This is a genomic window from Halomonas sp. SSL-5 (genome assembly GCF_030708455.1).
Lineage (GTDB): Bacteria > Pseudomonadota > Gammaproteobacteria > Pseudomonadales > Halomonadaceae > Halomonas.
This window is the reverse complement of the sequence record NZ_JAUYWF010000016.1, coordinates 15593-37568: the sequence shown is the minus strand read 5'-3', so window position 1 is coordinate 37568 and position 21976 is coordinate 15593. Positions and strand designations below refer to the sequence as shown.

Below are 21976 nucleotides of genomic sequence, written 5' to 3'. Positions count from 1 at the left end.
ATCTCGGGTGCCATCCAGCACCTGGCCGGCATGAAGGACTCCAAGGTGATCGTGGCCATCAACAAGGACGAGGAGGCACCGATCTTCCAGGTGGCCGACTATGGCCTGGTGGCGGATCTCTTCGAGGCCCTGCCGGAACTGGAAAGCAAGCTGTAGCGACGATCGGGATCTTCCCTGAAGTGCTCTGGTAAGACGCCCTCGACAGTCATCGGCCTGGTCGCCGATCGCTTCGAGGCGCTGCCGGAACTCGAGAGCAAGCTCTGAGAGGTGACGCATGGCGGAGTCCGAGAAAGAGAAGATCGGCGTGGCCGGCAGCGGCGTGATGGGGCGGGGGATCGTCCAGCTGTTCGCCACGGCGGGTCATGAGGTATGGCTGCATGACAGCCGCGAGGGGGCCATCGAGGAAGCGCTGGATTTCATCGCTGGACTGCTCGAGCGTTCGGTCACCAAGGGGCGTCTCTCGGCGGCGGAGAGGGAAGCGACCCTGGCGCGCATCCACCCGAGTGATACCCTGGCGGGGCTCGCCGAGTGCGACCTGGTGATCGAGGCAATCGTCGAGAACCTCGACGCCAAGCAGGCGCTGTTCTGCCAACTCGAGGAGGTGGTCTCCCGCGAGGCGATACTGGCCAGCAACACCTCGTCGTTGTCGGTGACGCGGATCGCCAGCGCCTGCCGCCACCCCGAGCGGGTGGCGGGGTTCCACTTCTTCAACCCCGTGCCATTGATGAAGATCGCCGAGGTGGTGCGCGGCGAGCTGACGCGTCCGGCGGTGATCGAGCGGCTCGCGCGGCTGACCCGGGAAGCCGGCCACTTCCCGGCACTGACGCCGGATACCCCCGGGTTCCTGGTCAACCATGCCGGGCGCGCCTATGCCCCCGAGGCGCTGCGCCTGGTGGACGAGGGCATCGCCAGCCCCGAGCAGATCGATCGCATCCTCTGCCGAACCCTGGGCTTCCGCATGGGGCCCTTCGAGCTGCTCGACCTGATTGGCCTCGATGTCACCCATGCGGTGATGGAATCGGTCTACCGGCAGTTCTATGAAGACCCCCTCTATACACCCTCCTGGCAGGTACCCCGGCGCATCGCCGCCGGCCTGCTGGGGCGCAAGAGCGGTCAGGGGTTCTATCGCTACGAAGATGGCAAGCGGATCGAGTCGGAGGTGGCACCGGCGCCGGCAGTTCCCGTGACGCGTCCCGTCTGGCTCGACCGCCAGGACGGAGAGTGGCGCGAGCGTGTCGCGGCGCTGGTCGAGGCCGCCGGTTCCCGGCTGGAGGAGGGTGTGTCTCCCTCGCCGGAGGCGGTCTGCCTGGTTACCCCGATAGGCGAGGCGGTCAGCGACTGCATCGCCGAGCGTGGGTTGCCTCCCGAACGCACCCTGGCGCTGGAGACCCTGGCCGGCTTCGACGCCTGCCGGGTGCTGATGCGCCACCCTGCCATCGACGGCGACGTGCTGGCGCAGGCGACACGGGCCCTGGGGGTGGACGGCGTGCCGGTGGAGGTAATCAACGACTCGCCGGGGTTCGTCGCCCAGCGCATCCTCGCCTTCATGGTCAACATCGGCAGCGAGATCGTGCGTCGTGGCATCAGTGAGCCGGAGACGCTGGACGTGGCCATCAAGTTGGCACTGGGCTACCCCGAGGGTCCCCTGGCCTTCGGGGATCGCTACGGTCGAGAGACCTTCGCGCGGGTGCTCGGTTGCCTGCATGACCATTATGGCGAGTCGCGCTACCGGGTCAGCCCCTGGCTGAAGCAGCGTATCGCCCTGGGACTGCCGCTGCGAGAGTCGCCGTTTTGACGGGGGCCGGAATCGCTCCTTCTCACCCACTGCCTGACTTTCAACAACGATAAAGGAATCCGCATGGCAGATGTGTTCATACTGGAGACTCGCGGGTTGACCAAGGAGTTTCGCGGCTTCACCGCCGTGGACGACGTCAACCTGCAGGTTCAGGAGGGGCATATCCATGCCCTGATCGGCCCCAACGGGGCCGGCAAGACCACCGTCTTCAACCTGTTGACCAAGTTCCTGCCGCCCACCCGCGGCGAGATCCTCTATCGCGGCAAGCCCATCACGCGCATGAAGGCCAACGAGATCGCGCGTCTCGGCCTGGTGCGCTCCTTCCAGATCTCCGCGGTGTTCGGCCACATGACGGCGCTGGAGAACGTGCGGGTGGCGCTGCAGCGCAAGCTGGGCACCTCCTTCCACTTCTGGAAGCCCGAGAGCAGCCTCGACCACCTCAACGACCGTGCCCTGGAGCTCCTCGCCGAGGTGGGTCTGGCCGAGTACGCCGATGTGCTCACCGTGGAGATGCCCTACGGACGCAAGCGCGCCCTGGAGGTGGCCACCACCCTGGCGCTGGACCCCACGCTGATGCTGCTCGACGAGCCGACCCAGGGCATGGGTGCCGAGGACGTCGACCGCATCGTCGAGCTGATCCGGCGCGTCTCGAAGGGGCGCACCGTGCTGATGGTGGAGCACAACCTGAGCGTGGTCAGTCGGCTGTGCGACCGCATCACCGTGCTGGCCCGCGGCAGCGTGCTGGCCGAGGGCGACTACCAGGAGGTCTCCCGCAATCCCCAGGTGCGCGAGGCCTACATGGGCAGCGACGCGGCGGAAGAGGAGGCCAGCGCATGAGCCAGGCAGCCGAGGCGATCAGCGGGACTCGCGACGCCCATCCCCACCATGACGGCGCCGAGATGCTGCGGGTCAGCGACCTGCACGCCTTCTACGGCGAATCGCACATCCTCCACGGCGTCGACTTCGACGTGAAGCGCGGCGAGCTGGTGACCCTGCTCGGTCGCAACGGCGCCGGGCGCAGCACCACCCTCAAATCGATCATGAACATGGTCGGCCGGCGTACCGGCTCGATCATGATCAACGGCAACGAGACCCTGGGCATGAAGCCCCACCGCATCCCGCGGCTGGGCATCGGCTACTGCCCCGAGGAGCGTGGCATCTTCGCGAGCCTCGACGTCGAGGAGAACCTGCTGCTGCCGCCCACGGTGCGTTCCGACGGCATGAGCCTCGACGAGATCTACGCGATGTTCCCCAACCTCTACGAGCGGCGCCGCAGCCAGGGCACGAGGCTCTCCGGCGGCGAGCAGCAGATGCTGGCCATGGCGCGGATCCTGCGCACCGGGGCGCGGCTGCTGCTGCTCGACGAGATCACCGAGGGCCTCGCCCCGGTCATCGTCCAGGCGCTCGGCGAGGTGCTGGTCAAGCTCAAGGAGCGCGGCATGACCATCGTGCTGGTGGAGCAGAACTTCCGCTTCGCCGCCCCCTTGGCCGACCGTCACTTCGTGATGGAGCACGGTCGCATCATCGAGGAGATCAGCGCCGCCGAGTTGCCGTCGCGGCGCGAGCACCTCAACAGCCTCCTAGGCGTTTGACCCGACTCTAGACAGGAGACGTTCCACATGACAATGATTTTCGGGGTGCCGTTGATGGTGTTCATGGGGCAGCTGATGCTGGGCCTGATCAACGGCGCCTTCTATGCCCTGCTCAGCCTGGGGCTGGCGGTGATCTTCGGCCTGCTGAAGATCGTCAACTTCGCCCACGGTGCCATGTACATGCTGGGCGCCTTCGTGGCCCTGCTGGGCCTGCAGCACCTGGGGCTCAACTACTGGGCGGCGCTGCTGGTGGTGCCGCTGGTGGTCGGCGGGCTGGGCATGCTGATCGAGCGCTTCATCCTGCGCCGCATCGCCCACCTCGACCACCTCTACGGGCTGCTGCTCACCTTCGGCCTGGCGCTGATCTTCGAGGGCACCCTGATCAATTTCTTCGGTGTCTCGGGCTCGAGCTATCCCACGCCCGCGGCCCTGGAAGGCGGGATGAACCTGGGCTTCATGTTCCTGCCCATCTATCGCGGCTGGGTACTGCTGGCGGCGCTGGTGGTCTGCCTGGGCACCTGGTTTGTCATCGAGCGCACCCGGCTGGGCGCCTACCTGCGTGCCGGCACCGAGAACTCGGCGCTGATGCAGGCCTTCGGGGTCAACGTGCCCCAGCTGATCACCCTGACCTACGGCTTCGGGGTGGCGCTGGCCGCCTTCGCCGGGGTGCTTGCCGCACCGCTCTACCCGGTGTCGCCGACCATGGGCTCGAGCCTGCTGATCGTGGTCTTCGCCGTAGTGGTGATCGGCGGCATGGGCTCGATCATCGGCGCGGTGATCACCGGCCTGGCCATGGGCCTGATCGAGGGCCTGACCAAGGTCTATTATCCCGAGGCCGCCAACACCGTGATCTTCGTGGTGATGGTGGTCGTCCTGATGCTGCGTCCCGCGGGACTCTTCGGCAAGGAGGCTTGACGCCATGTCGGCAACCCAGACCCTGACGCCCGCCATGCAGCGCCGCCGCCAGGCCAAGCTGCGTCGCAACGCACTCTACCTGGTGCTGATCGTCATCGCCCTGGTGGCGCCCTTCGTGGCCTACCCGGTGTTCCTGATGAAGGTGCTGTGCTTCGCGCTGTTCGCCTGCGCCTTCAACCTGCTGCTCGGCTACGCCGGCCTGCTCTCCTTCGGGCATGCCGCCTTCCTGGCCACCGGTGGCTACTTTACCGGCATCATGCTGGCCAGCTACCCGGGGCTGACCCCGGAGCTGGGTATCCTGATCGGCACCTTCGCCGCCGTGGTGCTGGGCACCCTGTTCGGCGCCCTGGCGATCCGCCGCCAGGGCATCTACTTCGCCATGGTGACCCTGGCGCTGGCGCAGATGATGTTCTTCTTCTTCGTCCAGGCGCCCTTCACCGGTGGCGAGGACGGCCTGCACGGGGTGCCGCGGGGCGAGCTGTTCGGGCTGATCAGCCTCTCCAGCAACCTCAACATGTACTACTTCGTGCTGGCGGTGTTCGTGATCGGCTTCGCCATCATCCAGCGTACCGTGCACTCGCCCTACGGGCAGGTGCTCAAGGCGATCCGCGAGAACGAGCCGCGGGCCGTGTCGCTGGGCTACAACGTCGACGCCTACAAGCTGGTGGCCTTCGTGCTCTCCGCGGGCCTGGCCGGTCTGGCGGGATCCACCAAGACGGTGGTGTTCCAGCTCGCCTCGCTGACCGACGCCCACTGGCACATGTCCGGCGAGGTGATCCTGATGACCCTGCTGGGCGGGGTGGGCACGCTGTTCGGCCCGCTGGTGGGGGCCGGTGTGGTAGTCAGCCTGCAGACCCAGCTGGCCCAGTCGCCGCTGGGCAACTGGGTGAGCGTGATCCTCGGCGCCATCTTCGTGATCTGCGTGCTGAGCTTCCGAAGCGGCATCGTCGGCGAGATCCAGAAGATCGTGAAGAAGAACTTCAAGTAAGCCTTTTTCCAACTGATAGGTGTTTAGAATGACAGCTGTCTATATCTGCCATCCGCGACGGACCGCCGTGGGCCGCTTCGGCGGCACTCTCTCAAGCGTGCGCCCCGACGACATGGCCGCCACTATCTTCAAGGCGGTGCTGGCGGAAGCCCCCGAGCTGGACCCTGCAGCGATTGAAGAAGTCTTTATGGGCTGCGCCAACCAGGCCGGCGAGGACAACCGCAACGTGGCGCGCATGTCGGCGCTGCTGGCGGGCCTGCCGACCTCCGTGCCCGGCACCACCATGAACCGCCTGTGTGGCTCCGGCATGGACGCAGTGGGCACCGCCTTCCGCGCCATCAAGGCCGGCGAGATGGACCTGGCGCTGGCCGGCGGCGTGGAGTCCATGTCCCGCGCGCCCTATGTGCTGGGCAAGGCCGACAGCGCCTTCTCCCGGGGCCAGAAGATCGAGGACACCACCATCGGCTGGCGCTTCATCAACCCGCAGATGAAGCAGGCCTGCGGTGTCGACGCCATGCCCGAGACCGCCGAGAACGTGGCCGAGCAGTTCGCCATCTCCCGGGAGGACCAGGACGCCTTCGCCCTGCGCTCCCAGCAGAAGGCCGCCGCCGCACAGGCGACCGGGCGCTTCGCGCTGGAGATCACCGCCATCGAGATCCCGCGTCGCAAGCAGGCGCCGCTGGTCTTCGACCAGGACGAGCACCTGCGCGAGACCACGCTTGAGAAGCTCGCCGGCCTGCCTACCCCCTTCCGCGAGGGCGGCAGCGTCACCGCCGGCAACGCCTCCGGGGTCAACGACGGTGCCGCGGCGATGCTGGTGGCCAGCCAATCGGCCGTCGAGGCGCACGGCCTCACCCCCATGGCGAGGATCCTCGGCATGGCCACCGCCGGCGTCGAGCCCCGCATCATGGGGGTTGGCCCGGTGCCCGCGGTCAAGCGCCTGCTCGAGCGCACCGGGGTGTCGCTGGACGAGATCGATGTCATCGAGCTCAACGAGGCCTTCGCCGCCCAGGCCCTGGCCTGCATGCGCGACCTGGGCCTCGAGGATGACGACCCGCGGGTCAACCCCAACGGCGGTGCCATCGCCCTGGGCCATCCGCTGGGCATGTCCGGTGCTCGCCTGCTGATGACCGCCGCCCATGAACTGCAGAAGAGCGGCAAGCGCTACGCCCTGTGCACCATGTGCGTAGGCGTGGGGCAGGGCATCGCCACACTGCTGGAAAGGAGTGATGCATGAAGTCTGTCATCATTACCGCCCATGGCGGCAACGAGGTGGTCGAGGTCAGGGAGGGCGAGCGCCCGCGGCGTCGACCGGGCGAGGTGCTGGTGCGTATCGAGGCCGGCACCCTCAACCAGGTCGACCTCTACATGCGCAACAGCGGGGCGGGCATCACCCACGAACTGCCGCTGGTCATGGGTCTCGATGGTGCAGGCGTCGTGGAGGAGGTCGAGGAAGGTGAGACGCGCCTGGCGGTGGGCCAGCGGGTGGTGGTGTTTCCCAACCTGACCTGTGGGCGGTGCGAGTTCTGCCAACGGGGCGATGATGTACTCTGCACGCGCATGAAGCTGATGGGCGAGCATGTCGATGGCACCTTCGCCCAGTGGATCAGCGTGCCGGTCGAAAACCTCTTCCCTATACCGGAGCACCTGGACTTCGTCCAGGCCGCGGCCATGGGGGTGAACTACCTCACCGCCTGGCGGATGCTTTTCACCCGGGCTCAGCTCAAGCCCTGGGAGACCGTGCTGGTATTCGGGGTGGGTGGCGGAGTGTCGCTGGCCGCCATGCAGCTGGCCAGGAGCACGGGTGCCAGGGTGATCGTGACCTCCCGTGAGGATGACAAGCTAGAGAAGGCCCTGGCATTGGGTGCCCATGAGGCGATCAACAGCAAGACCCAGGATGTGGCCAAGACGGTCATGGCGCTCACCGGTAAGCGTGGGGTGGATGTCGTCGTGGAGAATGTCGGGGAGGCCGTCTGGTCGTCGGCCATGAAGTCGCTGGTGCGCGGTGGACGGTTGGTGACCTGTGGCGCGACCTCGGGAGACCAGCCACCGGCGGATATCAAGCGTATCTTCATCCGCCAGCTGCAGATCATCGGCTCCACCAGCGGCAATGCCTCGGAGTTCAGGGAACTGCTCGCCTATGTGGAGCGTCACGAGATCACACCGGTGATCGACAGCGTCTTTTCGCTTGAGTCCATCCATGAGGCACTCGATCACCTCGAATCGGGTGGTCGAATGGGCAAGGTGGGCCTGAGGCTGCCGCCCGCTTGATCCTCAAGCATTGAGCCAAGTGACCTGGCACCGAAAGGGGCACGACCGGATGGTCGTGCCCCTCGTCGTCATCGGCGGCAATCGAGAAGCCTCAGCCCTCCAGCAACTCGTTCGCCTGGCGGAGCACGTTCTCCACGGTGAAGCCGAAGTGCTTGAACAGGTCGCCCGCCGGGGCGGACTCACCGTAGCTCTTCAGGCCAATGACCCGGCCCTCCAGGCCGACGAACTTGTGCCAGTAGTCGGCATGGCTGGCCTCGATGGCCAGGCGCTTGGTCACGGCCTTCGGCAGCACGCTCTCGCGGTACTCGGCCTCCTGGCCGTTGAAGCGGTAGGTGGAGGGCATGGAGACCACGCGCACGGCACGCCCCTGCTGTGTGAGTTCGGCGGCGGCGTCCATGGCCAGGCCGACCTCGGAGCCGGTGGCGATCAGGATCAGCTCGGGGGTGCCCTCGCAGTCCTGCAGGATGTAGCCGCCACGCTGGATGTTGGCCAGCTGCTGCTTGGTGCGCGCCTGGTGCGGTAGACCCTGGCGCGAGAGGATCAGGGCGGTGGGGCCCGACTGGCGCTTCAGCGCCGCGTTCCAGGAGGCCGCGGTCTCGGCGGCATCGCAGGGCCGCCAGATCAGCAGGTTGGGGGTCGAGCGCAGGGTGGTGAGCTGCTCGATCGGCTGGTGGGTGGGGCCATCCTCACCCAGGCCGATGGAGTCGTGGGTGAAGACGTAGATGGCCTGCTTGCCCATCAGCGCCGCCATGCGCACGGCGTTGCGCATGTACTCCATGAAGATCAGGAAGGTGGCGCCGTAGGGGATGAAACCGCCATGCAGCGCGATGCCGTTCATGATCGCGCCCATGCCGAACTCGCGCACCCCGTAGTGGAGGTAGTTGCCATCCGGCGTCTCGGGGGTGATCGCCTTCGCCCCGTCCCAGAAGGTCAGGTTGGAGGGCGCCAGGTCGGCGCTGCCGCCGAGCAGCTCCGGCAGCGCCGGCCCCAGTGCGTTGAGGCAGTTGAGCGAGGCCTTGCGCGAGGCGATGTCCTCGGCATCGTCCTGCGTCTTCTGCAGCGTCGCCTCGGTGGGCAGCTCCAGAGGCAGCTTGCCGGCCATGCGGCGTTGGAACTCCGTGGCCAGCTCGGGGTAGGCCTCGGCGTAGCGCTCGAATCGGGCCTGCCACGCCTGCTGGCGGGTCTGACCCACCTCGGTGGCATCCCAGCCCTGATAGATCGCCTCGGGGATATGGAAGGGGGCGTGGGGCCAGCCCAGCTGCTCGCGGGCGGCGGCGACCTCGTCGTCGCCCAGAGGCGCGCCGTGGCACTCCTCCTTGCCCTGCTTGTTGGGGGCGCCGAAGCCGATCACCGTCTTGCAGATGATCAGGCTGGGCTTGTCATCCTGGCTGCGCGCGGTCTCGATGGCGGCGCGGACCTCCTCTGGCTTGTGGCCATCGACGTTGGGCACCACGTGCCAGCCGTAGGCCTCGAAGCGCTTGGCGGTATCGTCGGTGAACCAGCCCTCGACCTCGCCATCGATGGAGATGCCGTTGTCGTCGTAGAAGGCGATCAGCTTGCCGAGTTTCTGGGTGCCGGCCAGGGAGCTCACCTCGTGGGAGATGCCCTCCATCAGGCAGCCATCCCCCACGAATACATAGGTGTGGTGGTCGACGATAGTGTGACCGGGGCGGTTGAACTGGGCCGCCAGGGTCTTCTCGGCGAACGCCATGCCCACGGCGTTGGCCAGGCCCTGGCCCAGGGGGCCGGTGGTGGTCTCGACGCCGGGCGTATAGCCAAGCTCAGGATGACCAGGGCACTTGGAGTGCAGCTGGCGGAAGTTCTGCAGCTCCTCGAGGCCCAGCTCGTAGCCGGTGAGGTGGAGCAGGGAGTAGAGCAGCATGGAGCCGTGACCGTTGGAGAGCACGAAGCGGTCACGGTCGGCCCAATTCGGGTCGGCCGGGTTGTGCTGGAGGTAGTCGTTCCACAGCACCTCGGCGATATCGGCCATGCCCATGGGGGCGCCAGGGTGGCCGGACTTGGCCTTCTGGACGGCATCCATGGAGAGGGCGCGAATGGCGTTGGCCAGTTCGAAACGTGACGGCATGGGGAAGCTCCTCGCCTGCGGCATAATATGCGTGCGGCCCACGCCGTGGGGGCGGGGACGGGCTGTCTGGCTGGATCGGGTGCCGCGCGGGACGGTCGCGGCACGGTCGAAGTCGGTGGCGTATTGTCGCCGACTTGACGTCACGCTTCAAATCGTGGATGCCGGGTGCAGGCCCAGCGTGTAGACTCTTGGCCCCGATATGAGGCCCGCCGCGGCCTGTTCTTGTGACTTGTAGTGACATCCGTGACATCACGGTCGAGGACGCCATGAGCGAATACTCCCTGTTTACCTCCGAATCCGTGTCCGAGGGGCACCCGGACAAGATCGCCGACCAGATCTCCGATGCCGTGCTCGACGCCATCATCGCCCGCGACAAGCAGGCCCGGGTGGCCTGCGAGACCCTGGTCAAGACCGGCGTGGCCATCGTCGCCGGCGAGATCACCACCTCCGCCTGGGTCGATCTCGAGGCCATCGTGCGCGAGGTGATCACCGGCATCGGCTACACCTCCTCGGACGTCGGCTTCGATGGCCAGACCTGCGGCGTGCTCAACCTGATCGGCAAGCAGAGCGTGGATATCGCCCAGGGCGTCGATCGCGTGAAGCCCGAAGACCAGGGGGCCGGCGACCAGGGGCTGATGTTCGGTTACGCCACCAACGAGACCGACTCCTACATGCCGGCGCCGATCCACTACGCCCACCGCCTGGTGGAGCGTCAGGCGGAGCTGCGCAAGCACGGCCTGCTGCCCTGGCTGCGCCCGGATGCCAAGAGCCAGCTCACCTTCCGCTACGACGCCGAGGGCAAACCCTGCGCGGTGGATGCCATCGTGCTCTCCACCCAGCATGATCCGGGCATCGACCAGCAGGAGCTGCGCAAGATGGTCAAGCGCGAGATCATCGAGCAGGTGATCCCCGCCGAGTGGCTGACCGCGACCACCAAGTACCATATCAACCCGACCGGCAAGTTCGTGATCGGCGGGCCGGTGGGCGACTGCGGCCTGACCGGGCGCAAGATCATCGTCGATACCTACGGCGGCACCGCCCGCCACGGCGGCGGCGCCTTCTCCGGCAAGGACCCCTCCAAGGTCGATCGCAGCGCCGCCTATGCCGGCCGCTACGTGGCCAAGAACATCGTCGCCGCGGGGCTCGCCGACAAGTGCGAGATTCAGGTCTCCTACGCCATCGGCGTGGCCGAGCCGACTTCCGTCTCGGTCAACACCTTCGGCACCGGCAAGGTGGACGATGCGCGGATCATCGAACTGGTGCGCGAGCACTTCGACCTGCGGCCCAACGCCATCACCCGCATGCTCGACCTGCTGCACCCCATGTACCGGCTGACCGCGGCCTACGGCCACTTCGGTCGCGAGCCCTTCGAGACCTCCTATACCTGGACCGACACCCAGGGCGAGGAGCACACCGAGACCTTCACCGCCTTCCCCTGGGAGAAGACCGACCGCGCCCACGCCCTGCGCCAGGCCGCCGGGCTCTAGGACGCAGTGATCATGTAGGCCCAGGCTTACGTGGAATGACGAGCCCCGCCGGCAGCGCCGAGCGGGGCTCGTTGCTAGGGTGAGGGTTATCCTCGCGCTCCTCGGTCCTCCCCATGCGCCTGCCTTGCCTTATGCGCCCGCGTCGATGCCTCGGGCTGATGCTCCTTTTGCTCCTGCTGGCCGCGCCCGTCGCCGCCGCCCCCTGTCCGCCGCCGCCGCCGTCCGTCGCGGTCGATGCCCTGGTGGCGCGCCTGGCCGGGTGGGACGACGCCTACTACCGTCGCGGCGAATCGCTCGTCGGCGACGACATCTACGACCAGGCCCGGGCCCGGCTCGAACGCTGGCGGCGCTGCTTTCCCGGGCGGGTGCCCGAGGTGCCCTTGCCGATCCATCCCGCGGGAGAGGCGCCGCACCCGGTCCCCCAGACCGGGCTGACCAAGCTGCCCGATGGGGCTGCCGTGGACCGCTGGCTCTCCCGCCGGAAGGACGCCTGGGTCCAGCCCAAGGTAGATGGCGTGGCGGTGACCCTGGTCTATCGCGATGGCCGGCTGGCGGCGGCGATCAGTCGTGGCGACGGCGTGACGGGGCAGGACTGGACCCGACGTGCCCAGCGCCTGCCGGCGGTGCCGACTCGCTTGCCCGAGCCCCTGGATGCCGTGCTGCAGGGCGAGCTCTACCTGCGTCGCGTCGATCATGTCCAGGCCGAGGTCGGCGACGGTGGGGCGCGTGCCGAGGTGATCGGCCTGCTGGCCCGTGAGCGCCTGAACGATGGTGAGGCCGCCGGGATCGGGCTCTTCGTCTGGGATTGGCCCGACGGGCCCACCGACATGGAGGCGCGGCTGCGGCGGCTGACCGAGCTGGGCTTCGCTGACACCGCCGCCCATACCCATCCGGTAGCGGAGCTTGCCGAGGTGACGCGCCGGCGCCGGGCGTGGTTCCGTTCCCCGCTACCCTTCGCCACCGACGGCGTGGTGCTGCGCCAGGCCTCGAGGCCGACCGGCGAAGCCTGGCAGGCCGAACCCCCGGCCTGGGCGGTGGCATGGAAGCATCCGCCCAGGGAAGCGCTGGCCGAGGTGCGAGCCGTGAGCTTCCCGATCGGGCGCACCGGCCGCATCACCCCGCTGCTCCAGCTGCACCCGGTGGCGCTCGAGGGTCGCACCATCCGTCGGGTCTCCGCGGGCTCCCTGGCGAACTGGCGGGAGATGGATATCCGTCCCGGCGACCACGTGATCGTCGCCCTGGCCGGATTGACCATTCCCCGCCTCGAGGCGGTGGCCTGGCGTGCCCCCGAGCGCCGGCCGCTGGCGGTACCGGAGCCCGAGGCCTACCACGCCCTGAGCTGCCTGCGCCTGGCACCGGGGTGCGAGGCGCAGTTCCTGGAGCGCCTGGCCTGGCTCTCGGGCCCCGAGGCGTTGGATCTCGCCGGCGTCGGCCCGGGCACCTGGGAGGCGTTGGTGGAGGCCGACCTGATCGAGGAGCTGCTCGACTGGCTGACCCTGGATCAACGCGCTCTCCGCCGCGCCCACGGTATCGGCGAGGTGCGTGCGGGCAGGCTGATGGCCACCTTCGCGGCGACCAGGGAGTCAGCCTTCGCTCGCTGGCTGCAGGCGCTGGGCGCGCCGCCCGGGGTGGAGGTCGGTCTGCCGGCCGACTGGAAAACCCTGGCCGGGCATGGAGTCGATGACTGGGCGGCCCTGCCCAGGGTGGGGCCGGAGCGCGCCAAGGGACTGACCGAGTTCTTCGCCCACCCCGAGGTGCGGCGCCAGGCCGAGCGGCTGGCAGGGCTGGGGGTGGCCGGCTTCGGTCGTTGATTGTCGCCGTCTCGGCTTGCTGCCTATAGTGAGGGGCATGCCCTTCGCCGTCCCCTTCGCAATCCATGAGGTGAGCCCATGAACCAGCCCGCCGTGACCCCGCCTGCGACGCAGGACTTCAAGGTCGCCGACCTCTCCCTGGCCGACTGGGGCCGACGCGAGATCCGCATCGCCGAGACCGAGATGCCGGCGCTGATGACGATTCGCGAGCAGTACCGCGAGTCCCGGCCGCTGGCCGGTGCGCGCATCGCCGGCTGCATCCACATGACCATCCAGACCGCGGTGCTGATCGAGACGCTGATCGATCTGGGCGCCAGCGTGCGCTGGTCGTCGTGCAATATCTTCTCCACCCAGGACCACGCCGCGGCCGCCATCGCCGCCGCGGGCATCCCGGTGTTCGCCTGGAAGGGCGAGAGCGAGGAGGCGTTCTGGTGGTGCATCGAGCAGACGGTGACCGGCCCCGACGGCTGGGCGCCCAACCTGGTGCTCGACGACGGCGGTGACCTGACGCTGCTGCTCCACGAGAAGCGCCCCGAGCTGCTCGATGCCATCCACGGCATCAGCGAGGAGACCACCACCGGGGTGCACCGGCTGCAGGAGATGCTGCGTGACGGCACGCTCAGGGTGCCGGCCATCAACGTCAACGACGCCGTGACCAAGTCGAAGAACGACAACAAGTACGGCTGCCGTCACTCGCTCAACGACGCCATCAAGCGCGCCACCGACCACCTGCTGGCCGGTAAGCAGGCGCTGGTGGTGGGCTACGGTGACGTGGGCAAGGGCTCGGCCGCCTCGCTGCGCCAGGAGGGGATGATCGTCAAGGTCGCGGAGATCGACCCGCTGTGCGCCATGCAGGCCTGCATGGACGGTTTCGAGGTGGTCTCGCCCTATATCGGTGGCGAGAATCGCGGCCTGGAGAGCATCGACCGGGACCTGCTCGCGCGGATCGACCTGGTGGTCACTGCCACCGGTAATATCCATGCCTGCGACGCCGCCATGCTGCAGGCGCTCAAGCCCGGGGCGGTGGTCTGCAACATCGGCCACTTCGACAGCGAGATCGACACCGCCTACCTGCGCCGCCACTGGCACTGGGAGGAGGTCAAGCCCCAGGTGCACCAGATCTACCGCGACAGCAAGCCCGGCGAGTTCGACCCCGCCAGCCGCGACTACCTGATCCTGCTCTCCGAGGGCCGCCTGGTGAACCTGGGCAACGCCACCGGCCACCCCTCACGGGTGATGGATGGCTCCTTCGCCAATCAGGTGCTGGCGCAGATCCACCTCTACCAGGGGCGCTTCGCCGAGCTGCCGGTCGGAGAGAAAACCGTAGCGCTCACGGTGAGTGTGCTGCCGCGCCACCTCGACGAGGAGGTGGCGCGCTATATGGTGCAGGGCTTCGGCGGGGTAATCACTCGCATGACCGAGGCCCAGGTCGACTACACCGGCGTGCCGGCGGACGGGCCCTACAAGCCTGACGACTACCGTTACTAAGTTGGCGTCGAGAAGCGCCGGGGGCAGGCCGAAGAGGAGGTCCTACGCCAGGGATGGCGTCGGTAGCGTACAGGGAGGTATTCACAGCGCCTCCTCGCAGGCCTGTCGCCGGAATAGCTTCGAGCTTCACCTGTCATGGGCTGAACCTACAGCCCGGCCAGTCGCATCATCAACGTCAGGTAGAAGGGGATCAGCAGCGGCGCGGCCAGGGTGGTGACCAGCACCGCCTGGGCGCCCTTGGCCGGGGCGATGCCCAGCTCCATGGCCACCACCACCACGTTGGCGGCCATGGGCACCACGCCCAGTAGCAGCATCGCCATGGCCAGCTCCCGGGAAAGCGGGACGATGGCCTGCAGTCCCAGCACCGCGCCCAGCGCCAGCAGCGGCCAGAGCACGCAGCGAATCGCCACGCAGGCGCCGATGAAACGCCCGTCGACCTCGCGCAGCGAGACGCGCCCCAGTGTCATGCCGATGATCATCATGCCCAGCAGGGTGTAGGTCGCCGGAAATACCGCCAGCCCCTGCATGGCTGCCGCCGGCACCTCGAGGCCCAGGCCACTGACCACGAGCGCCGCCAGGAAGGCGTAGACCAGCGGCAGGCGGGCGATCTTGGCCAGGCTCTCGGCCACCGAGAACTGCCCCCGGGCGCTGAGGTAGAAGCCCACCGTGAACTCATAGAGGGTGATGCCCAGCACGCAGAACAGGTAGAGGGTGACCCCCTCCGGCGGCAGCAACACCAACGCTACCGGCAGGCCGAAGTAGCCGGTGTTGCCGGTGCCCGCCGAGAAGGCCAGCAGGGCGCTCTCCTGGGGCGCAAAGCCGCGGCGGGTCACGCGATGCACCAGCAGGGCGAGCAGGCTGGCCACCGCGAAGGCCGCCAGGGTCAGCAGCAGGTAGGTCGGGGTGGGCCCACCCTGCACCAGGCCGCGGAAGAAGGTCAGCGGTGCCACCAGGTAGATCAGCAGGGTGGCGATGGGGCGGGGGTCCACCGCGAGGCGCCGGGCGGCCAGCCAGCCCAGGGCAACGTAGCTCAGCAGGGTCCACAGCGGGCCCATCAGGGCGCCGGGGTCGATGGCGTGCATGTCGTCTCCGTGTTCCATGACTCGATGGCTCATGATGCCCGTGGCGACGCCGGGCGCCAACGTGAATGAAATCGATATGGCGCCGCGAATCTTTCATTGGTGGCGAGGACGTCGACTCGTCACAATGGCGACATCATGCAAACGCCTCATGAGGAGACCCGATGAGCACGCAGCAACACCCGCTGGGCATCAGCTTCGAATTCTTCCCGCCCAACACCGAGGCCGGCCGCGAGAAGCTGATCGGGGTGCGCGACGCTCTGGCCGAACGCGGGCCGCGCTTCTTCTCGGTGACCTACGGCGCCGGTGGCTCCACCCAGGACCGTACCCTGAATACCGTCCGCCAGGTGCGCGAGGCGGGCATCACCACCGCACCGCACCTCTCCTGCATCGGCAGCGAGAAGGCGCAGCTGCGCGATCTGCTGGCTCGCTACCGCGAGGAGGGCATCGACAGCCTGGTGGCCCTGCGCGGTGACCTGCCCTCGGGCATGGGCGGCATCGGCGAGTTCCGCTATGCCAACGAGCTGGTGGAATTCATCCGCGAGGAGACCGGCGACCACTTCGAGATCGCCGTGGCCGCCTACCCCGAGTCGCATCCCCAGGCGCCCAGCCTCGCCCACGACGTCGAGAACTTCGCGCGCAAGGTGAAGGCCGGTGCCAACCTCGCCATCACCCAGTACTTCTTCAACGCCGATGCCTACTTCCACTTCGTGGAGCGGGCCCGTGCCCTGGGCGTCGAGACGCCCATCGTGCCGGGCATCATGCCCATCACCAACTACACCAAGCTGGCGCGCTTCTCCGATGCCTGCGGCGCCGAGATCCCGCGCTGGATGCGCAAGCAACTCGAGGCCTACGGTGACGACAGCGAGTCCATCGCCGCCTTCGGCGAGGAGGTGATCTCGCGCCTCTGCCAGCGCCTGCTCGATGGCGGCGCGCCGGGCCTGCACTTCTACACGCTCAACCAGTCTGCCCCCTGCCTGCGTATCGTCGACAATATCGTCGGGTAAGGCCGCACGACCCTTCCAACGCAGAGAGCCCCGCCTGTCGGCGGGGCTCTCTGCGTTGGGTTCTCTGCTGCGTTGGGCCCTCTGCTGCGTCGGGCCCTTTGGGTCGTTGGACTTTTTCGTTGGAGAAGGCCCCGCCCTCGGGCGGGGCCGGGCGCTCAGCCGGAGGCGGAGGCCGGTGAGGCGCCCCCACCGCCCTTGCCGTGCCGCTTGCGCTGCATCAGGAACAGGGCGGTGCCGATGGCCAGGCCGGCGACGTCGGTGTAGATGCCGCCGTAGATCATGAACAGCGCGCCGATCAGCATCACGATCCGCTGCCAGGCCTTCACCGGGCCGAAGAACCAGGCCTGGACCACCGCGGACAGCAGCACGATACCCAGGGTGGCGGTGACGCCGACCCGCAGGATCTGCAGCCAGGAGCCTTCCATCAGCATGGCCGGGCTGTAGAAGAACATGAAGGGCACGATGAAGGCGGCCAGGCCGATCTTGAACGAGGCCACCGAGGTGCCCATGGCATTGTCGCCGGAGATGCCCGCCGCGGCGTAGGAGGCCAGCGCCACCGGTGGCGTGATCGCCGAGACCACCGCGAAGTAGAACACGAAGAAGTGGGCCACCAGCGGCTGGATGCCGATGCCGATCAGACCCGGGGCGACCACCGAGGCGGCCACCGCGTAGGCGGCGGTGGTCGGCATGCCCATGCCGAGCAGGATCGAGATGCACATGGCGAAGAACAGCGCCAGCAGCTGGCTGACCCCGGCCAGGCCGAGCAGCAGCGAGGAGAAGCGGGCGCCGACCCCGGTCAGGGCGATGACGCCGACGATCAGGCCGGCACAGGCGCACACGGCGATGATCTGGATCGACATGGTGCCGGCCAGCTGCAGCGCCTTGAGGATGGCGCGCAGCCCCATCCGGTGGGGGGTGAGCCAGCTCACCATGGCCGCCGAGGCGGTGGCCAGGGTGCCGGCGCGGATCACCGAGTAGCCCATGAACAGGGCGGCGATAAGGATGATGATCGGCGTGAACAGGTAGACCTGCTTGACCAGGCGACGGAACTGCGGGATCTCCTCCTTGCGCATGCCGCGCATGCCCTTGCGGGCGGCCTCGAAGTCCACCATGCAGTAGATCGAGAGGAAGTAGAGGATGGCCGGGATCAGTGCCGCCACGGCGATCTCGGTGTAGGGGATGCCGGTGACCTCGGCCATGATGAAGGCACCCGCGCCCATGATCGGCGGCATGATCTGCCCGCCGGTGGAGGCGGCGGCCTCGATGGCGCCGGCGCTGCGTGCCGGGTAGCCGACCTTCTTCATCAGCGGGATGGTCAGCGAACCGGTGGAGACCACGTTGCCGGCCGAGGTGCCGTTGATCATCCCCATCAGGCCGGAGGCGAAGATGGAAACCTTGGCGGGGCCACCACGGGCGCGGCCGGCGGCGGCGAAGGCGAAGTTGACGAAGTAGTCGCCGACCTTGGAGGCCTGCAGGAAGGCGGCGAAGATGATGAACAGGATGATGTAGGTGGACGAGACCGCGGTGGTCGGCCCGAGGATGCCGGCGTCGGTATAGACCTGGCTGAAGAAGCGGTTGAGGGAGAGCCCCGGGTAGCCCAGGAAGCCCGGCAGGTAGGGGCCGGCGAAGACGTAGATCAGGAAGATCGCCGAGATGGTCACCAGCGCCAGGCCGGCGACCCGGCGGGTCAGCTCGAGGATCAGTAGCGAGCCGGCGATGGCCGCATAGGAGATGCCGACGGGGGCGAAGGGGGTGCCGGTGGAGGCGCGCATCGGGCTGTTGAACATCACCAGCAGGTAGCCGGCCACCGACAGGGAGCAGACCATCAGCACCAGGTCGGCGGGGGAGAGGGTCTCGCGCACCTGGCGGTAGCCCCAGGAGAGCAGGATGGCGGCGGCGGTGGTCAGCATCAGCGGATAGCCGAAGTGCCAGGTCTCGATCTCCGGAGCGATGCGCAGGGCCCCACCGGCCATCGCCTGATAGATCAGCGCCACCCGTACCAGGGTGTAGAGCGCCGGAATCAGCAGGGCGTAGCTCAGCCAGCGCATCCAGGCGGCGGAGCGCTCGTGATCCTGGTCGGCGAAGCGGGTGCCGGCGTAGAAGCCGAAGCCGAGGATCAGGGCGCCGGCGATGTGCAGGATGCGAAACGACCAGGTCTCCAGCGGATAGACGTTCAGCGAGACCAGGTGGAACAGCGAGTAGGCGATGGCCAGGGCACCGAACAGCAGCCACTGCCAGCCGGTATACAGCCGCCGATTGGATTCGGCGGCGACCTCATCGACGCCCTCGGCGTTGATGGGCTGAATGACGTCGTCGGTGGAGACGTCGTCGCGGGAATCGGGGGAGTGCGACATGAAGACACCCTTGGGTGTGGGACGAAACGACGAGCATGCCGCCCCGGATCGATGATCGACCCGGGGCGGCGTTCGGGGTTAGACGGCTTACAGCTTCAGATCGTCGGGGATCTCGTAGCCGTTCTCCTCGTACCAGCGCACGGCGCCCGGGTGGAACGGCAGCACGGTGTTGTACTGGATGTTCTCCGGGATGCTGGTGGCGGCGCTGCGGTGGACGTCCATCATCCTGTCGTTGTTCTCCATGCTCAGCTTGGTGATCTCGTAGACGAAGTCTTCGGGCAGATCACAGCCGGCGATGGTGAAGTTCCACATGGAGACGGCGCGGGCATCCTCCTCCAGGGTCTGGTAGGTGCTGGCCGGGATCATGAACGGCGAGACCGGGAACGCCTCGAGGACCTGGGCCTGCTCCTCTTCGGTGAACTCGACGATATTGATGTCGGTCTGCACCTCGAGCTGGCTGACCGCGGGAATCGGGATGCCGGCGGCGAAGGCGATGACATCGATCAGGCCGTCCTGTAGCTGGCCGCCCAGGTCGTTCCAGCCGCCGTTGCGGCGCTCGAAGTCGACACCCAGCTCCTCGAGGATGGCCGGGAAGTAGGTGTCGGAGGTGGAGGCCGCCGGGCCGAAGCCGATGCTGGCGCCATCGGGGATGTCGGCGATCGATTCGACTCCGCTGTCGGCCAGGGTGGTGATCGAGAAGGGCGTCTCGTACATCGGGAACAGCGCACAGACGTTATCCATCGGCACGCCGGGGGCCAGCGGGCTCTCGCCGGCCAGGGCCTCGGCGGCGGGACCCATGGTGGTCAGGCCCAGGGCCAGTTCCCCGGTATGCACCAGGGCGAGGTTCTGGTTGGGGCCGCCGGTGACCTCGCCGCCACCGGAGAGGCCCAGCTCGTCGGCGATCAGGTTGGCCCAGCCGGAGCCGTAGACGAAGTAGGTGCCGCCCTGGCTGGCGGTGCCCACGGTGAAGTTGTCGGGCCAGTCGCTACGATCCTGGGCGGAGGCCGATGCGGCGACCAGCAGGGTGCCGGCGACGGTGCCGGCGAGCAGCTTGGTGGAGAGAAGGCGCATGGCGTGACTCCATTGCATGTTGTCGTTGGTGATGCCCCGGGCCTCTGGCGCCCGGCAGGCGCCCTGTCAGTCTGGCAGCTCCTGTCGGGCATGCTGTCGGCGGCGGGACGCAGTATTCAACGTAGGGCGTTCATCCCGCTACACGGCAATGAACTCTGCAAGGGTCGGGCCATCTGCCCGTAAGGGTTTTTATTTCAGTCAATTGAAGAGATCGTCTGAGACCTTGGTCGAGTTCCGGGAGGCGCCGAAGTGGCGGATGTCCACACGCAGGGCCGCCGTCGGTGTGCGGAAAACCGCACGAAGCCTCCTCCCGGCACAGGGGTAACGCTACCCCATCAAGGCATCGATCAGCCGGCTGGCCTGGTGCAGGTCGTTCATCAGCGAGGAGGCGAGCCAGGGGTCCAGGCGGTGTTCACGCAGGCGCTCCGCCGACCGCCGTTGCCAGCGCTGGCGCACCGCGTCGATGGGGCCGGCGATATCGCTGGCCTCGGGGTCGTTGGCCAGGCGGTTGAGGCCCTGGGCCAGGGCCAGACGGATCTCGTCATGGGCCTCGCGCAGGGGGCTGGCCGGGGCGGCGTGGCGCAGCAGGCTGCGCTGCAGCACCTCGCCGAAGCGCACCGCCTCGACCATGCGCAGGGTGCGCGCATAGAGGATCTCGAGGCGGGCCTGCTGCGCCTCGGTGAGCGGCTCGTCGATGCGCGCGTAGAAGTCGAGGATCTCGGCCATCAACGGCTTGATGCGTGCGTGGTAGCGGGCGTTGACCGTCGGCCAGGCCGCGGGGTCGACGGGGCGCTCGACCACCTCGCGGGAGGGCGGGTGGCCGATCGCCTCGGCACTGGGCACCAGGATGGCCGAACAGAGCAGGTGGTAGGCGCGGCGATTGAGGCGCTGGCACTCCTGCTCCATGGCGGCCATGGCGGTGTCGGCGTGTTGCAGCGCGGCCGGCGTCAGGTAGCGGGCCTGGGCCGGTGAGAGTCGGGTCGGCAGCGGGAAGAGCCGCTCCAGCCGCGCGGCCAGTCGGGGAATCCAGGGCAGCATCAGCAGGATGCCGAGCAGGTTGAACAGGGTGTGGAAGAGCGCCAGCTTGAGCGGCCAGGCATCCTCTGCCAGGCCGATGAACGCCCCCAGCTGGTCCACCACCCAGGCCAGCGGCACCAGCAGGGCCAGGGCCACGGCGGCGGTCACCAGGTTGAAGGCCACGTGGGCGCCGGCCAGGCGCCTGGCCGGCGCCCCCGAGCCCAGCGCCCCCAGCACCGCGGTGACGGTGGTGCCGACATTGGCGCCGATGGCCACCGCCAGGGCGGGCAGATAGGGCAGCTGTCCCCCCGCCAGGGCCGCCAGGGTGATCAGCAGGGTGGCGTGGCTCGACTGCATCACCACCGTGGCCAGCACCCCGAACAGCACGAACAGCGGCCAGTGCCAGGCGCTGCCGCCGGCCAGCCCATCCAGCGAGAGCCCATCCTGCCAGGCGGCGAAGCCCAGCTTCATGAAATCGATGCCCAGGAACAGCAGCCCCACGCCCAGCAGCAGCCCGGCGATGGCCGCGCGGCCGTCGTCCAGCAGTCGGGTGCCGAGCAGGCCGATGGCCAGGAAGGGCATGGCGAAGGCCGCCAGGTCGAAGCGCAGGCCGAAGGCGGCGATCAACCAGGCGCCGGTGGTGGTGCCGAGATTGGCGCCGAACAGCAGGGCGATGGCGCCGGGCAGGGCGACCAGCCCGGCGCCCACGAAGGACATGGCGAGCAGGGTGACCAGCGAGCTGGACTGCACCAGGGCGGTCGCCGCCGCCCCGACGCCGATGGCGCGCAGGGGCTTCGAGGTGGCCGCATTCAGCCAGCGGTCCAGGGTGCCGCCGGAGAGGCGCTTGATGGCCTCCTGCAGGCGGGTCATGCCCCACAGGAAGAGCCCCAGCCCGGCGGCCAGGGTGGCCAGGTCGGGGCGTGCCAGCAGCAGGGCGGCGGCCGCGGCCAGGCCCAGCGCCTCCAGCTGGCGCCGCCGCGACAGCAGGGCCCGGGCCACTCCCTGGCGGGTCACC

At 68.1% G+C, this 21976-nt stretch carries 16 protein-coding genes and 1 pseudogene; 12 read left to right on the top strand and 5 right to left on the bottom strand.

Annotated features, from left to right (window positions below; genetic code table 11):
• From RAN53_RS16005 to RAN53_RS15970, 8 genes and pseudogenes are all read left to right on the top strand, one after another.
• A pseudogene (locus RAN53_RS16005) lies at window positions 1-156 on the top strand (electron transfer flavoprotein subunit alpha/FixB family protein); the annotation flags it as partial.
• A gap of 118 nt (window positions 157-274) precedes the next feature.
• Window positions 275-1795, top strand: coding sequence for a 3-hydroxyacyl-CoA dehydrogenase (locus RAN53_RS16000; protein ID WP_305797797.1), 1521 nt, complete (start codon window positions 275-277; stop codon window positions 1793-1795).
• Between the two features lie 63 nt (window positions 1796-1858).
• Complete coding sequence (locus RAN53_RS15995) at window positions 1859-2632, top strand: ABC transporter ATP-binding protein (protein WP_305797796.1); 774 nt, start codon at window positions 1859-1861, stop codon at window positions 2630-2632.
• Between the two features lie 62 nt (window positions 2633-2694).
• On the top strand, window positions 2695-3387 hold the full coding sequence (locus RAN53_RS15990) for an ABC transporter ATP-binding protein (RefSeq protein WP_305795755.1): 693 nt from the start codon (window positions 2695-2697) through the stop codon (window positions 3385-3387).
• A gap of 27 nt (window positions 3388-3414) precedes the next feature.
• Window positions 3415-4302, top strand: a complete 888-nt coding sequence (locus RAN53_RS15985) for a branched-chain amino acid ABC transporter permease (RefSeq protein ID WP_305797795.1) — start codon at window positions 3415-3417, stop codon at window positions 4300-4302.
• A 4-nt stretch (window positions 4303-4306) separates the two neighbouring features.
• Entirely contained in the window at window positions 4307-5290 is a 984-nt protein-coding gene (locus RAN53_RS15980; protein WP_305795521.1) for a branched-chain amino acid ABC transporter permease, read from the top strand.
• A gap of 28 nt (window positions 5291-5318) precedes the next feature.
• Window positions 5319-6527 (top strand): 3-oxoadipyl-CoA thiolase, encoded by a 1209-nt coding sequence (gene pcaF / locus RAN53_RS15975; protein WP_305797794.1) that lies wholly within the window; start codon window positions 5319-5321, stop codon window positions 6525-6527.
• Window positions 6524-7561, top strand: a complete 1038-nt coding sequence (locus RAN53_RS15970; protein WP_305797793.1) for a zinc-binding dehydrogenase — start codon at window positions 6524-6526, stop codon at window positions 7559-7561. Before pcaF ends, RAN53_RS15970 begins: the two co-directional genes overlap by 4 nt.
• 91 nt (window positions 7562-7652) lie before the next feature.
• On the opposite strand, the gene tkt is transcribed toward RAN53_RS15970, so the two are convergent.
• Entirely contained in the window at window positions 7653-9647 is a 1995-nt protein-coding gene (gene tkt, locus RAN53_RS15965) for a transketolase (protein WP_305797792.1), read from the bottom strand.
• A gap of 266 nt (window positions 9648-9913) precedes the next feature.
• On the opposite strand from tkt, the gene metK reads away from it, so the two are divergent.
• The 3 genes from metK (at window position 9914) to ahcY (ending at window position 14433) form a co-directional block, all read left to right on the top strand.
• Window positions 9914-11134: a methionine adenosyltransferase gene (gene metK, locus RAN53_RS15960; protein ID WP_305797791.1), complete on the top strand. Its 1221-nt coding sequence runs from the start codon at window positions 9914-9916 to the stop codon at window positions 11132-11134.
• Between the two features lie 158 nt (window positions 11135-11292).
• Window positions 11293-12945, top strand: a complete 1653-nt coding sequence (ligB, locus tag RAN53_RS15955; RefSeq protein ID WP_305797790.1) for an NAD-dependent DNA ligase LigB — start codon at window positions 11293-11295, stop codon at window positions 12943-12945.
• Window positions 12946-13023: 78 nt separating this feature from the next.
• Complete coding sequence (gene ahcY / locus RAN53_RS15950) at window positions 13024-14433, top strand: adenosylhomocysteinase (RefSeq protein ID WP_305797789.1); 1410 nt, start codon at window positions 13024-13026, stop codon at window positions 14431-14433.
• Window positions 14434-14579: 146 nt separating this feature from the next.
• Here the strand turns inward: ahcY and RAN53_RS15945 are convergent, their stop codons facing one another.
• The gene (locus RAN53_RS15945; protein ID WP_305797788.1) at window positions 14580-15533 is read right to left on the bottom strand and encodes an AEC family transporter; all 954 of its coding nucleotides are present in this window, start codon (window positions 15531-15533) and stop codon (window positions 14580-14582) included.
• 143 nt (window positions 15534-15676) lie between these two features.
• On the opposite strand from RAN53_RS15945, the gene metF reads away from it, so the two are divergent.
• Window positions 15677-16519 (top strand): methylenetetrahydrofolate reductase [NAD(P)H], encoded by an 843-nt coding sequence (gene metF, locus RAN53_RS15940; protein ID WP_305797787.1) that lies wholly within the window; start codon window positions 15677-15679, stop codon window positions 16517-16519.
• A gap of 155 nt (window positions 16520-16674) precedes the next feature.
• Here the strand turns inward: metF and RAN53_RS15935 are convergent, their stop codons facing one another.
• The 3 genes from RAN53_RS15935 to RAN53_RS15925 form a co-directional block, all read right to left on the bottom strand.
• Window positions 16675-18873 (bottom strand): TRAP transporter permease, encoded by a 2199-nt coding sequence (locus RAN53_RS15935; protein ID WP_305797786.1) that lies wholly within the window; start codon window positions 18871-18873, stop codon window positions 16675-16677.
• Window positions 18874-18960: 87 nt separating this feature from the next.
• Window positions 18961-19944, bottom strand: coding sequence for a TAXI family TRAP transporter solute-binding subunit (locus tag RAN53_RS15930; RefSeq protein WP_305797785.1), 984 nt, complete (start codon window positions 19942-19944; stop codon window positions 18961-18963).
• A gap of 327 nt (window positions 19945-20271) precedes the next feature.
• A complete protein-coding gene (locus RAN53_RS15925) occupies window positions 20272-21975 on the bottom strand; it encodes a Na/Pi cotransporter family protein (protein WP_305797784.1) in 1704 nt (567 codons plus the stop codon).
• Between the last annotated feature and the right edge of the window lies 1 nt (window position 21976).